Consider the following 13,001-nt stretch of genomic DNA (forward strand, 5'->3'; position numbering starts at 1 on the left):
CATGCGCGCGTTCACCCGCCGCTCCCGCTCGGACGACGGCTCGACGACCGTCGAATACGCGATCGTCACCGTGGCCGTCGCGGCGTTCGCGGCCGTCCTCTACACACTGCTCACCGGAGACTCGGTGGTCTCGTGGCTGACGAACCTGGTCATGAAGGCCCTGACGGTGCCATCGTGACCCGCCGCGACGAAGGCACGGTGACGGTCGAAGCGGCCCTCGGCCTGGCCGGCCTGACGGTGACGACAGTGCTGCTGGTAGCGGCCCTGACGGCGTTGACGAGCCAACTGCGCTGCACGGACGCAGCCCGCGAGGCGGCCAGGCTCCTCTCGAGAGGCCAACCCGAGCGAGCGGCCGCGGCCGTCCACCAGATCGCCCCAGCGGGCGCGAACCTGTCCATCGAGCAAGCAGGCGACGCGATAACGGTGAAGGTGACGGCCCAACCAGCCGGCAACCTGCTCCCGGCACTCCACCTGAACGCGACGGCCTACGCGGTGGCCGAGCCGGGCACCAGGACCGAAGATGGCTGACCACCGCCCGGACAGCGGAGCGGCCACCATCTGGTCGGCACTGGCCGTGGCGGCGTTGACGAGCGTGGCCACCCTCGGCATCTGGCTCGGAGCCGCGACGATCGCCCGCCACCGAGCAGAGACAGCAGCCGACCTGGGAGCCCTGGCAGCGGCCTCCCACGCGGCGGAGGGGCCGACGCAGGCCTGCGAACGCGCCAGGTGGGTCACCGACCGGATGGGAGTAAAGCTCCTGACGTGCCGCTGGCAACGCCTGGACGCCCTGATCGAGGTCGAGTCCCCAACAGGAGCCCTCGCCGGCCTACCCGCCCCAGCAGCCCGAGCCCGCGCCGGTCCAACTGGCCAACCACCGTGACCCAGCCCGTCCGAGCGGGTACCGGTCCCACCGACTGACCGCGGTGACCGGCCTGCGCCGGCCCGCGCCGGTCCCACAGGCCAAATACCGTGACCCAGCCTGATCGAGGCCGTACCGGTCCCATCGGTTGGCCGCCGGTGACCAGCCTGCGCCGGTCCGCCGGGTGGTCACCGCGACCCGGGCTTGACCGCTCGAGACCGTGCCGGTCGCGCCGACCAGCCACCGTGACCGGCCTGCTCGCGTGAGGTGCGCGCCGGTCCCGTCGGCTGGCCGCCGCGGCGTGGCCGCTGGAGGTTCACCGACTGGCCCGGTGGCCAGCAGCTGGCCGGCCACCGCCGCCCATCCCGCGGCGCACCGCGCGACGGCCGGCCGGACGAGCCGCTCATCGCCACTGGCCGCCGTTGCCGTTCGTCCGCGCCGACCGGTCGGTATGCGGCGATGACCGGCTGTTCCCCTCGACCTCACGATGAGCGGCCCATCGTCACGGGCAGCGGTCGTTGATGCACGGTGAGCGGTCGAACACCCCGCTCACCTGGGCCGAACAGCTGCGTCGCGGCCGCCGCACGCCTGCTCCAGGGCCGTCCTGTCCTGGGGATTCGTACGACGAACGGTCCGCAACCGGTCGCCGTTCGCCGTCCATCCGTGCCGTCGGGTTCGGTCGGGCCGTACGGATCACCGGGCGTTCATCGCCCCGTAACCACCGGTTGTCGCGCGGGGGTTCCGGGCAATGTGCAACTTGCCGTTAAGTGAGATGTGCGACACCACGGCAGGGTTTAAGCGGGTCGCGGAGAACCGGAACCTCTAAGGCAGGAAGACAATGTTGGACGCGAATTGGCCGGACAGCTGGCGCGGCGCCTTCCGCATCGAACTGCGGGCGGAGGCGATCGGACTCGCTTGGCGTGGCTGGCCGGTGCTCCCGGGCGTCAACCCCGCTCCGCTCACCGAGGGCGACGACCTCACCTGGCGCCGTCCGGTGCCGGCGAGTGACGCCTGGCGCGAGGAGATCGGCACCCACGCCCACGACGTCGCCACCTGGTTCTCCGACCGCACCCACAGCCTCCTCGTCGCGACCGGCACCGTGCTCGACGCCATCGAGGTCGACGACGAACTCGGCAAGCGCGCCTGCCGCCTGCTCCGTGCCCTCGGCCACCCGGCGCCGATCATCGCGCTGCCGAACGGCCGCTGGCTCTTCCTGACCACCGTCGCCGACCGCGTGCCGGCCGAGCTGGCCACCCGCGCCGCCATCCAGTGGCACGGCAAGGACAGCTACATCCCGCTGCCGCCGTCGCCGTTCCAGCACGGTGTCGTGCACTGGCGCGTCAAGCCCGAGGTCTGCGGCTGGCAGCTGCCGGACGCCGCCGAGGTGCACGACGTGCTCGTCCGTGCGCTGGCCGGTGCCGAAGCCCCGCAGCTGGTCCAGACCACCGCGGCCTGAGCCACCCGAACCACCGCCCGCGGCCGGTCCCAGCCCGGCCGCGGCGGAGCAGGACACAACTCCATGAACCACCAGTGGCCGTTCTAGTTCCCGTGTTGACGCAATGCCCCGAGCACGGTTTCCAGAACAGCCATCGCACCCGCCTTGTCCAGCGGATCGTTGCCGTTCCCGCACTTCGGCGACTGAACGCAGGACGGGCATCCCGTCGGGCACTCGCAGGAGACGATCGCCTCCCGCGTAGCGACCAGCCACGGGACAATCGCGGCATAACCGCGTTCGGCGAATCCCGCACCCCCGGGATGGCCGTCATGCACGAACACCGTCGCCTCCCCGGTGTCTTCGTGCCACGCGGTACTCACCCCGCCGATGTCCCATCGGTCGCACGTAGCGAACAGCGGTAGCAGGCCGATCGCCGCGTGCTCGGCGGCATGCAGGGCACCGGGGACCCGTGCCGGAACCAATCCGGCACCCCCCGGTGCCCTGCCACCCTCGTGAGCGGGCCCCCGACCGCTTGCCAGGGTTTCCTCCCCGGTCCCCACCGGCCCCGCAGATTCGGTCCCCACCCGATGGCCCCCGGTCCCCGCCTCGCCATCGGCCGAAGTGCCGCCGAGCAGCTCGGCGGAAACCGTGTACCAGACCGCCCGCGTGCGCAGGCTCTGCTCCGGCAGGTCGAGCGGCGTGTGGTCCAGTACCTCCCCGGACGGCCGGCGTCGCAGGTACCCGACGACCTGCGACGTCACGGCCACCTCGCCGAGGCAGACGCTCACCCCGCCGAAGTCCTGCTTCTCCTGGGTGCTCAGCACCGAGATGTCCACGACTTCGCGCGGTGTCGTCGTCCAGTCGGGGTTTTCCGCGTGCACCAGCGCCAGCCCGGTCTCCAGGTCCAGCTCGTCGACGACGTACGACGACCCCTGGTGCAGGTACACCGCGCCCGGGTGGACGGCGAAGCACGCCGAGCCCGGGTCGACCGTCCCCAGCATCCGGCCGGAGTCCGATTCGACGACCGCGATCTGCTCGCCGCCCGTCCCGCGGATCCCGACCTCGGCGTGCGGCCGGTCCCGCGAAGTCCAGTACCAGCCGCTCGACCGGCGCCGCAGCAGCTTCTGCTCCGCCAGTTCGGTCAGCACCTCCAGCGCCGCCGCACCGCCGAACACCTCGAGCTCGGAAAGCGTCAGCGGCAACTCGGCCACGGCGCACGCGAGCTGCGGCGCCAGCACGTACGGGTTCGCTGGGTCGAGCACCGCCGTCTCCACCGGCCGCTCGAGCAGGGCGGCCGGGTGGTGCACCAGGTACGTGTCGAGCGGGTCGTCCCGCGCGACGAACACCACCAGCGCGGAATCACCGGAGCGGCCGGCGCGCCCGGCCTGCTGCCAGAACGAAGCGAGCGTGCCCGGGTAGCCGGCCAGCACGACCGCGTCCAGTCCCGCGATGTCGACGCCCAGCTCCAGCGCGTTCGTCGTCGCGACGCCCAGCAACCGCCCCGACAGCAACGCGGCCTCGAGTGCGCGCCGCTCCTCCGGGAGGTAGCCGGACCGGTACGCCGCAACGGTTTCCGCCAACGCGGGGTCCACTTCGGACAGAATGCGACGTGCACCCAGCGCGGCCAGCTCCGCGCCCCGCCGCGAGCGGATGAACGCCAGCGACCGCGCCCCTTCGACGACGAGGTCGGCGAGGATCCGCGACGTCTCCGCACCGGCCGAACGCCGGACCGGTGCGCCGTTTTCGCCGGTCAGCTCCTCCAGCAGCGGCGGCTCCCACAGCACCACCGTGCGGGAACCGCGCGGAGAAGCGTCGTCCGTCACGGCGACGCAAGGCACTCCAGTCAACCGCGAAGCGAACGAAGCAGGCGAAGCCGTTGTCGCCGAAGCGAGCACGAACACCGGCGAAGCGCCGTAGTGCTCGGCCACCCGCCGCAGCCGGCGCAGCAACAAGGCCACGTGCGAGCCGAACACGCCGCGGTAGCTGTGGCACTCGTCGACCACCACGCAGCTGAGCCGCCGGAAGAACGACGCCCACCGCCCGTGCGCCGAGAGGATGCCGCGGTGCAGCATGTCCGGGTTCGTGAACACCCAGTTCGCGTGCGCGCGCACCCAGTCGCGCTCGGCCATCGGGGTGTCCCCGTCGAACGCCGCCGCCCGCACGCCGGGAACGTCCAAAGAGGACACCGACCGCAGCTGGTCGGCGCCCAGCGCCTTGGTCGGCGACAGGTAGAGCGCGTTCGCCTTCTCGCCCGCGGCCAGCCGCGACAGCACCGGCAGCTGGTAGGCCAGCGACTTGCCCGACGCCGTGCCGGTCGAAACCACGACGTGCCGACCCTCGTACGCGTGCGAAGCCGCCTCGGCTTGGTGCGCCCAAGGGGCCGAGACACCGCAGTCACGCAGCGCAGCGACGACCGCCGGATCCACCCACGACGGCCACTCTGCGTAACCCGCTTCGCGGCCCGGCAAGTCCGCGACGTGGGTGACCGGGTCCTCGCGCGACGGGATGCCGGCGGTCACCCGCCCCAGCAGCCGCCGCCCTCGTGAGTCGTCCACCAGGCGAGCTTGGCACAGGGGTCCGACAGTTCTCGCATCCCCAACTGCGCCAACGGATCGGCGAAAGGGTGATCGATCAAGTGAGGAGGCTCACAAGGTAACGGAATGTGCCGTCACCGGGACGGCGTGAAGACGCTGGTTGCGATACCAATACACTCCCGCAATCCACACCCTCTGTGGTGAGCGTCATGTGAGACGTGCATTGCGTCCCGGCTAGCGTGTCGCTCGGTACAGGGTCCATGCCAGCGTCGGCCGTGTCGAACCCTCGGCTTGCCGTCGACGCTGGCGATCGGCGACGTCTCCTGGAGGACGAATGTCACGGCAGTTCCTCGCGGAGGGCGGTTCCATCACGCTCTCCGGAGCTGGCTACACGATTGTCGGTGTAGTCGCCGTGGTCGCGCTTGCCGCACTCGTCATCGGCTACGTCCTGCTCAAGGAGGTGCTGGCCGCAGGCCAGGGCACCGCCAAGATGCAGGACATCGCCAAGGCGGTGCAGGAAGGCGCGGCCGCTTACCTCAAGCGGCAGCGGAACACCCTCGCGATTTTCGGCGTGATCGTGTTCCTCCTGCTCTTCGCACTTCCCGCCGACGACTGGAACGAGAAGATCGGTCGTTCGATCTTCTTCCTGGTCGGTGCGGCGTTCTCGTTCGCGATCGGTTACCTCGGCATGTGGCTGGCCACGCAGGCGAACCTGCGCGTGGCCGCCGCGTCGCGCGAGGAAGGCGGCCGCGAGATCGCGATGCGCGTGGCCTTCCGCACCGGTGGCGTGGTCGGCATGATCACCGTCGGCCTCGGCCTGTTCGGTGCCGCGGTCGTCGTGCTGGTCTACACCGGTCAGGCGCCGAAGGTCCTGGAGGGCTTCGGTTTCGGCGCCGCGCTGATCGCGATGTTCATGCGTGTCGGCGGCGGCATCTTCACCAAGGCCGCCGACGTCGGCGCGGACCTGGTCGGCAAGGTCGAGCAGGGCATCCCGGAGGACGACCCGCGCAACGCCGCGACCATCGCGGACAACGTGGGCGACAACGTCGGTGACTGCGCGGGTATGGCCGCGGACCTCTTCGAGTCCTACGCCGTCATGCTCGTCGCCGCGCTGATCCTGGGCAGCACCGCCTTCGGCGTGCACGGCCTGATCTTCCCGCTGATCGTCCCGGCCATCGGTGTCATCACCGCCGTCATCGGTGTCTACATCACCAAGGCGCGCGCCGGCGAAGGCGGTCTGGTCACGATCAACCGCTCGTTCTACATCTCCGCGGTCATCTCCGCCGTCCTGTCGGCGATCGCGGCGTTCGTGTACCTGCCGAGCAGGTTCTCCGACTTCGGCGCGGGCTTCGAGAAGACTGCGGGCAACCCCGCGGTCATCGCGACCGTCGCGGTGATCATCGGCATCGTGCTCGCCGCGATCATCCTGAAGCTCACCGGCTACTACACCGGTACCGAGTACAAGCCGGTCAAGGACGTCGCGCAGACGTCGGAGACCGGTGGCGCGACGGTGATCCTGTCGGGCATCTCGGTCGGCTTCGAGTCCGCTGTGTACACCGCGTTGGTGATCGGCGCAGCAGTGTTCGGCGCATACCTGGTGGGCGGCGGTGTCGCGCTGTTCGCCGTGGCGCTGGCCGGTACCGGTCTGCTGACCACCGTCGGCGTCATCGTCGCGATGGACACGTTCGGCCCGGTTTCGGACAACGCGCAGGGCATCGCCGAGATGTCGGGCGACGTCGACGAGAAGGCCGCGCAGATCCTCACCGAGCTGGACGCGGTGGGCAACACCACCAAGGCCATCACCAAGGGCATCGCGATCGCGACGGCGGTCCTCGCGGCAACCGCGCTCTTCGGTTCTTACTCGGACGCGATCACCAAGGCCATCGGCGACGGCGCCGACTTCGTCGCCAACATCGTCGGTCCGGCGACCCTGGTCGGCGTGATCATCGGTGCGGCCGTGGTGTTCATGTTCTCGGGTCTCGCCGTCAACGCGGTCTCCCGCGCGGCCGGCGCGGTGGTCTACGAAGTCCGCCGCCAGTTCCGCGACATCCCGGGCATCATGGAGGGCACCACCCGCCCCGAGTACGGCAAGGTCGTCGACATCGTCACGCGCGACTCGCTGCGTGAGCTGACGACGCCGGGTCTGCTGGCGGTCTTCGCCCCGATCGCGGTCGGCTTCGGCCTGGGCACCGGCGCGCTCGCCGGGTACCTGGCCGGCGCGATCGCCTGCGGCACCCTGATGGCGATCTTCCTCGCCAACTCCGGTGGCGCGTGGGACAACGCGAAGAAGCTCGTCGAGGACGGCAACCACGGTGGCAAGGGCTCGTCCGCGCACGAGGCCACCATCATCGGTGACACCGTCGGTGACCCGTTCAAGGACACCGCCGGCCCGGCGATCAACCCGCTGATCAAGGTCATGAACCTGGTCTCGGTCCTGATCGCGCCCGCCGTCGTCCAGTTCTCGATCGGTCCGGACGAGAACGCCGCGGTCCGCATCATCATCTCGCTCGTCGCGGTCGCCGTGATCGTGGCGGCGATCGTGGTCTCGAAGCGCCGGGGAACGGTTCTTTCCGACACCCCGACGGAAATCAAGGCCTGACGCGCACTCGTTCCCGGGCCCGGCACGCAGCGTCGCGTGCCGGGCCCGGGGCATCCCACACAGGCTCGGCGACTTGCGAAGCGGCACCGAGTCGGTACCGTCGGCCCTTCCGGGACGTCGTCGAGCAGGAGGTGCACAGGTGCGGCCGCGGTCAACCGTTTTCGCCGCCCTACTGTGCCGTTGGTCATCAATCCGACGGCAGCCACGGCGGAAGACCATTGCGCCGTGCAGATCGGCTGCGGACCGTGTCCGCCTGCTTTCGGCCGGATTGCTGACCGCGACGATCACGATCGGCCTCGCCGGGTGCGGGCAAGCCGCCACGCAGTCCCCGGCGCGGGACCAGGGTCTGTCGGTGACGACCGTGGTGCCGCAGGCCGATCCGGCGGCGAGATGGGCGGAGGGCTACTGCGCCGCGGTGACCCACCTGGTCCGCGCGCTGGCGGAGTTGCCCACCGTCGACCCGAGCACGCCGCAGCAGGCGTCCCGGACGTCCAGTGACCTGCTCTCGTCTGTGGTCGGCGGGCTGAACCAGAGCCTGGCCGGGCTGAACGCGCTCGGCGCGCCCCCGGTGCCGTCGGGAGACGGCGGCCGCGCGGACGTCATCGGGCAGTTCACCGAGATCCGCGCACAGGCCGAGCAGGCGCGTCAGCGCATCGACGCCGTCCGCGGCGACGCCACGGCGACGAAGGCCGCCTTGGGCGAAGCCAGGGCGACGCTCGACCGCATCGACGCGCTCGACTACCTCAAGGGCCTCAAGGACGCCCCGGCGTTGACGGCGGCGGAGCAGCGCGCCCCGTCCTGCCGCCAGCTGGATCAACCGCCTGGCTGAAGATCGCGCCGAGGTCTGCCGTTAATCGAACTTGTGTTCTAGTATGGCGCGGTGGATCGGACGATCTCGCTCTTCTCCGCCGAGGCCAGCGGGCCGGGCCTGGGCGACCTGGCCGGCCTGTTGTGCTGCCACGGCCAGATCACCGGCTTCGGGCGCACCGCCGCCCGGCTGTCCGTGGTCGTCGAGGAGCCGTGGCGAGCGCACATCCTGGCGCGCGAGTTCCGCTGCCGCGGCGCGGACGCGCAGGTCTCCAAGGCCGACTGCGGCCGTCCGCAGGTGCGCACGTCGTTCCGGGTCGACCTGCTCCCGCTGGCGCTGCGGTGGCTGCGTGAGGGCTGCGCGGGGCCGGTCGAGGACGACTCGGGCAAGGCGGTGCCGGACGGCTTCCGGCTGAGCGGCGCGATGCTGCGGATGTGGGCGCTGGCCAGTGGCCGCCCCGGTACGCAGGGCTACCTGCTGGGTGTCGACCCGCTCGCGCCGACCATGCACGAGCGGCTGGTCGAGGCGCTGACGCCGTTGGGAGTCGCGGCGAAGCTGACCGGCCCGAAGGCCGAGGTCCCGGCCGTCAAGGTCACCGGGAAACGCCGTCTGGAGGCGCTGCTGGAACTGATCGGGGAGCCGCCGCCGGGCGCCGAAGCGGCGTGGCCGGGCGCGGAGCCGCTGCCGGTCCCGCACCCGGCGGCCGCGACGAGCACGGCCTGACCGGGTGCGGGAGCAGCGTCAGGGCCGGGGCAGCGTGCAGCCGGCCTGGGTGAGGGCGATTTCGTTGGCCGGGGTCAGGCAGGCGGGGATGCCGTAGGTCTCCTGGCCGTAGTTCGTCTTGTAGTGCACGGTGACGTTGCCGGCCTGGTCGACTTCGCACGGGTTGTTGTCCGTGCAGCGCGCGCCGTCCTCGTTGCCGGTGTTGTTCACGCCGATGACCTTGCCGCCGGAGACGATCGGCGAGCCCGACGTGCCGCCGATGGTCTGGCAGGCGGAGGTGTAGCGGATCGAGTCCTTCCAGGTCCAGCTGCCCTCCTTCAGCCGGTAGACGAACCCGTCGACGTTGCAGGAGTAGATGCGCTTCCAGTAGCCGGAGACGACGTCGATCGCCGCGCCCGCCGACGGGTGGGCGTTGGACAGCTCGAGCGGCGAGATCCCGTAGCTGGACTTGATCTGCGCGTAGGTCGTGGTGAGCTGGTAGAGCGACACGTCGGTGTCGGTCATCGTGCCGTAGACGATCTTCTTGGCGCGCAGCGTCGCGGTGTTGCCGCCACTGGCGTTGAGCAGCGTGAACGTCCGGCTGGACGAGCGGTTGGTGATGACCTGCCCGGGAGCCGGGAAGCCGGTCTCGAGGCAGTGGCCGTTGGACATGACGAGCGCGGGTGCGGTGTCCGGCGTCGCCGCCGGCTTCACCACCGAGCCCGAGCAGTTGGAGAGGGCTACCGTGCCGGCGAAGTTCGCCGCGGCCGCGCTCGCCGGAGTGGTCCCCAGTAATACTGTGGCGGTCGCGGCGGTGAGCAGGGCGCCGAGGAGGCGTCGGGTCATGGCGGATCCTTTCGGCTGAGCGGGGAAACCAGTGAAGCGGTCACGTCCCCGCGCCCACCACCGTCGAACGGAGGGTATCCGCACGGTCACGCGCTAGGCTGCGCGGGACGTGGCCGAAATCACGTGGCAGGTACGTTGGGGAAACATCGCCGAGGTCAGCGGCGATGCGCTGGACACGGGAACGGCGGCGTGTTGGGTCACCTCCGCGCCGTCCGGCCCGGGAGAGCGTGCACACTGGCAGGTCGAAGACGCGGGCCCGACGCCCCAGGGCAGGGCCTGGTCCCGGTCGCGGGACGAGATGAGCGGAGAGCAGGACAGCGTGGCAGGAGCACGGACGAAGAAGAACGGAGCCTCGGCGGACAACGGCGCCGGGCACCGGCGGCTGGTCATCGTCGAGTCGCCGACGAAGGCCCGCAAGATCGCCCCCTACCTGGGCGGCGGTTACGTCGTCGAGTCCTCCGTCGGGCACATCCGCGACCTGCCGCGGGGCGCTGCCGACGTCCCCGCCCAGTACAAGGGTGAGTCCTGGGCACGCCTCGGCGTCGACGTCGACAACGACTTCAAGGCCCTCTACGTGGTGACCCCGGACAAGAAGTCCAAGGTCACCGAGCTCAAGAGCCTGCTCAAGGACGTCGACGAGCTCTACCTCGCGACGGACCCCGACCGCGAGGGCGAAGCCATCGCGTGGCACCTGCTCGAGACGCTGAAGCCCAAGGTCCCGGTCCGCCGGATGGTCTTCCACGAGGTCACCGAGCAGGCCATCCTCGCGGCCGCCGACTCGACCCGTGAGCTGGACGCCGACCTCGTCGACGCCCAGGAGACCCGCCGCATCCTCGACCGCCTGTACGGCTACGAGGTCTCGCCGGTGCTGTGGAAGAAGGTCATGCCGAAGCTTTCGGCGGGCCGCGTGCAGTCCGTGGCGACCCGGATCGTGGTCGAGCGGGAGCGCGAGCGGATGCGCTTCACCTCGGCGTCGTACTGGGACATCTCGGCGACCATGGACGCCGGTGAGGAAGCTTCGCCGCGGAACTTCTCGGCCCGGCTCGTCGCCGTCGACGGCGCGCGCCTGGCCACCGGCCGCGACTTCGGCTCGGACGGGCAGCTCAAGGCGTCGAACAACGAGGTCCGCGTGCTGGTCGAGGCCGACGCGCGGCGTCTGGCCGAAGCGCTGAAGCAGCGTGACTTCAAGGTCTCGAGCGTCGAAGAGAAGCCGTACACGCGGAAGCCGTACGCGCCGTTCATGACCTCGACGCTGCAGCAGGAGGCGGGCCGCAAGATGCGGTTCACCTCCGAGCGCACCATGCGGATCGCGCAGAAGCTGTACGAGAACGGTTACATCACTTATATGCGTACCGACTCCACGACGTTGTCGGAGTCGGCGATCTCGGCCGCGCGCAGCCAGGCCACGCAGCTGTACGGCAAGGAGTACGTCTCGCCGTCGCCGCGCCAGTACACGCGCAAGGTCAAGAACGCGCAGGAAGCGCACGAGGCGATCCGGCCGTCGGGGGAGGTCTTCCGCACGCCGGGCCAGGTCGCGAGCGAGCTGGACACCGACGAGTACCGCCTCTACGAGATGATCTGGCAGCGCACGATCGCGTCGCAGATGGCGGACGCCAAGGGCACCACGATGTCCGTGCGCATCGTCGGCAACGCGACCTCGGGCGAGGAGTGCACCTTCGCGGCTTCGGGCCGCACGATCACCTTCGCGGGCTTCCTGAAGGCGTACGTCGAGGCGGTCGACACCGAGACCGGTGGCGAGGCCGACGACAAGCAGAGCCGCCTGCCGGTGCTGGAGAAGGACCAGGCGCTCACCGCGTCGGACCTGAACCCGGACGGCCACACCACCTCGCCGCCGGCGCGGTACTCGGAGCCGAGCCTGGTCAGCAAGCTGGAAGAGCTGGGCATCGGCCGCCCGTCGACGTACGCGTCGATCATCAAGACCATCCAGGACCGCGGCTACGTCTGGAAGAAGGGCTCCGCGCTCGTCCCGTCGTGGGTCGCGTTCGCCGTGATCGGCCTGATGGAACGGCACTTCGAGCGGCTGGTCGACTACGACTTCACCGCCGGCATGGAGGACGAGCTCGACCGCATCGCGTCGGGCAACGAGCAGCGCGCGCAGTGGCTGTCGAAGTTCTACTTCGGCGGCGACATGGGCGTCGACGGCTCGATCGGCCGGCTGGGCGGGCTGAAGAAGCTGGTCGAGGGCAGCGTCGAGGACATCGACGCGCGCGAGATCAACTCGATCCCGCTGTTCAGCGACGAGAACGGGCACACCGTCGTGGTCCGCGTCGGCCGCTACGGGCCGTACCTGGAGCGCGAGGTCGACGGCAACTCGCAGCGCGCGAACCTACCCGAGGACCTGCCGCCGGACGAGCTCTCGCGGGAGATCGCGGAGAAGCTGTTCGCGACGCCGCAGGAGGGGCGTTCGCTGGGCACCGACCCGGTGAGCGGCCACGAGATCGTCGCCAAGGAAGGCCGCTTCGGGCCGTACGTCACCGAGCTGCTGCCGGAAGTGGAGATCCCCGAGGACGCCACGGCCGCGCAGAAGAAGGCCGCGAAGGCGAAGGCGCCGAAGCCGCGCACGGGCTCGCTGTTCAAGTCGATGGACATCGAGACCATCGACCTGGACGACGCGCTGAAGCTGCTCTCGCTGCCGCGCGTGGTCGGCAAGGACCCGGAGTCCGGCGAGGAGATCACGGCGCAGAACGGGCGTTACGGGCCGTACCTGAAGAAGGGCACGGACTCGCGGTCGCTCTCGACCGAGGACCAGCTGTTCTCGATCACTGTCGAAGAAGCGCTGAAGATCTACTCGGAGCCGAAGCAGCGTGGCCGGTCGGCGACCGCGAAGCCGCCGCTCAAGGAGCTCGGCGAAGACCCGGTGTCGAAGAAGCCGATGGTGGTCAAGGACGGTCGGTTCGGCCCGTACGTGACCGACGGCGAGTACAACGCGACCCTGCGGAAGGGCGACGAGATCGAGTCGCTGACCGCGGAGCGCGCGTCCGAGCTGCTGGCCGAGAAGCGGGCGAAGGGGCCGGCGCCGAAGCGGAAGGCGCCCGCGCGGAAGCCGGCCTCGACCACGGCGAAGACGGTCAAGGCGGGCACGACCAAGAAGGCCACCGCGGCCAAGAGGTCCACCGCGACGAAGACGAAGTAGCACCTCAGGAAGCCGTGAAGGCCTCCTCGCCGGCGGTTGTGCCCGGTGAGGAGGCCTTCACGGC

The 13,001-nt window shown here is 70.3% G+C and carries 10 protein-coding genes; 8 read left to right on the plus strand and 2 right to left on the minus strand.

The annotated features are described in order from the left end of the window. Position 1: 1 nt before the first annotated feature. The 4 genes from ACLJQM_RS06610 to ACLJQM_RS06625 all read left to right on the plus strand — a co-directional run bounded on the left by ACLJQM_RS06610 (position 2) and on the right by ACLJQM_RS06625 (position 2,315). Positions 2-178, plus strand: coding sequence for a DUF4244 domain-containing protein (locus ACLJQM_RS06610; RefSeq protein WP_410630453.1), 177 nt, complete (start codon positions 2-4; stop codon positions 176-178). A gap of 20 nt (positions 179-198) precedes the next feature. After that, positions 199-528 carry a TadE family type IV pilus minor pilin gene (locus ACLJQM_RS06615; protein WP_360777740.1) on the plus strand — a complete coding sequence of 110 codons (330 nt, stop codon included), beginning with the start codon at positions 199-201 and terminating at the stop codon, positions 526-528. Continuing rightward, complete coding sequence (locus ACLJQM_RS06620) at positions 521-880, plus strand: Rv3654c family TadE-like protein (RefSeq protein WP_360777571.1); 360 nt, start codon at positions 521-523, stop codon at positions 878-880. Before ACLJQM_RS06615 ends, ACLJQM_RS06620 begins: the two co-directional genes overlap by 8 nt. Before the next feature lie 817 nt (positions 881-1,697). Beyond that, positions 1,698-2,315: a bifunctional DNA primase/polymerase gene (locus ACLJQM_RS06625; RefSeq protein WP_410630454.1), complete on the plus strand. Its 618-nt coding sequence runs from the start codon at positions 1,698-1,700 to the stop codon at positions 2,313-2,315. 83 nt (positions 2,316-2,398) lie between these two features. Here the strand turns inward: ACLJQM_RS06625 and ACLJQM_RS06630 are convergent, their stop codons facing one another. Further along, positions 2,399-4,813 carry a DEAD/DEAH box helicase gene (locus tag ACLJQM_RS06630; RefSeq protein WP_360777738.1) on the minus strand — a complete coding sequence of 805 codons (2,415 nt, stop codon included), beginning with the start codon at positions 4,811-4,813 and terminating at the stop codon, positions 2,399-2,401. A 349-nt stretch (positions 4,814-5,162) separates the two neighbouring features. On the opposite strand from ACLJQM_RS06630, the gene ACLJQM_RS06635 reads away from it, so the two are divergent. The 3 genes from ACLJQM_RS06635 (at position 5,163) to ACLJQM_RS06645 (ending at position 8,958) form a co-directional block, all read left to right on the plus strand. Continuing rightward, complete coding sequence (locus tag ACLJQM_RS06635) at positions 5,163-7,427, plus strand: sodium-translocating pyrophosphatase (RefSeq protein ID WP_247017359.1); 2,265 nt, start codon at positions 5,163-5,165, stop codon at positions 7,425-7,427. Positions 7,428-7,695: 268 nt separating this feature from the next. Continuing rightward, complete coding sequence (locus ACLJQM_RS06640; protein ID WP_360777565.1) at positions 7,696-8,256, plus strand: hypothetical protein; 561 nt, start codon at positions 7,696-7,698, stop codon at positions 8,254-8,256. 51 nt (positions 8,257-8,307) lie between these two features. Continuing rightward, on the plus strand, positions 8,308-8,958 hold the full coding sequence (locus ACLJQM_RS06645) for a hypothetical protein (protein ID WP_410630455.1): 651 nt from the start codon (positions 8,308-8,310) through the stop codon (positions 8,956-8,958). Between the two features lie 18 nt (positions 8,959-8,976). On the opposite strand, the gene ACLJQM_RS06650 is transcribed toward ACLJQM_RS06645, so the two are convergent. Continuing rightward, positions 8,977-9,783 (minus strand): serine protease, encoded by an 807-nt coding sequence (locus ACLJQM_RS06650; protein ID WP_247017365.1) that lies wholly within the window; start codon positions 9,781-9,783, stop codon positions 8,977-8,979. A gap of 298 nt (positions 9,784-10,081) precedes the next feature. On the opposite strand from ACLJQM_RS06650, the gene topA reads away from it, so the two are divergent. Further along, a complete protein-coding gene (gene topA / locus ACLJQM_RS06655) occupies positions 10,082-12,937 on the plus strand; it encodes a type I DNA topoisomerase (RefSeq protein ID WP_360777562.1) in 2,856 nt (951 codons plus the stop codon). Positions 12,938-13,001 lie beyond the last annotated feature (64 nt).

The organism is Amycolatopsis sp. cmx-4-83, assembly GCF_046548815.1.
Taxonomy (GTDB): Bacteria; Actinomycetota; Actinomycetes; order Mycobacteriales; family Pseudonocardiaceae; genus Amycolatopsis; species Amycolatopsis pretoriensis_A.

Coding starts and splice junctions, on each gene's coding strand:
- ACLJQM_RS06620 (WP_360777571.1), top strand. CDS start 521: ATGGCTGACCACCGCCCGGACAGCGGAGCGGCCACCATCTGGTCGGCA.
- ACLJQM_RS06625 (WP_410630454.1), top strand. CDS start 1,698: ATGTTGGACGCGAATTGGCCGGACAGCTGGCGCGGCGCCTTCCGCATC.
- ACLJQM_RS06610 (WP_410630453.1), top strand. CDS start 2: ATGCGCGCGTTCACCCGCCGCTCCCGCTCGGACGACGGCTCGACGACC.
- ACLJQM_RS06635 (WP_247017359.1), top strand. CDS start 5,163: ATGTCACGGCAGTTCCTCGCGGAGGGCGGTTCCATCACGCTCTCCGGA.
- topA (WP_360777562.1), top strand. CDS start 10,082: ATGAGCGGAGAGCAGGACAGCGTGGCAGGAGCACGGACGAAGAAGAAC.
- ACLJQM_RS06650 (WP_247017365.1), bottom strand. CDS start 9,783: ATGACCCGACGCCTCCTCGGCGCCCTGCTCACCGCCGCGACCGCCACA.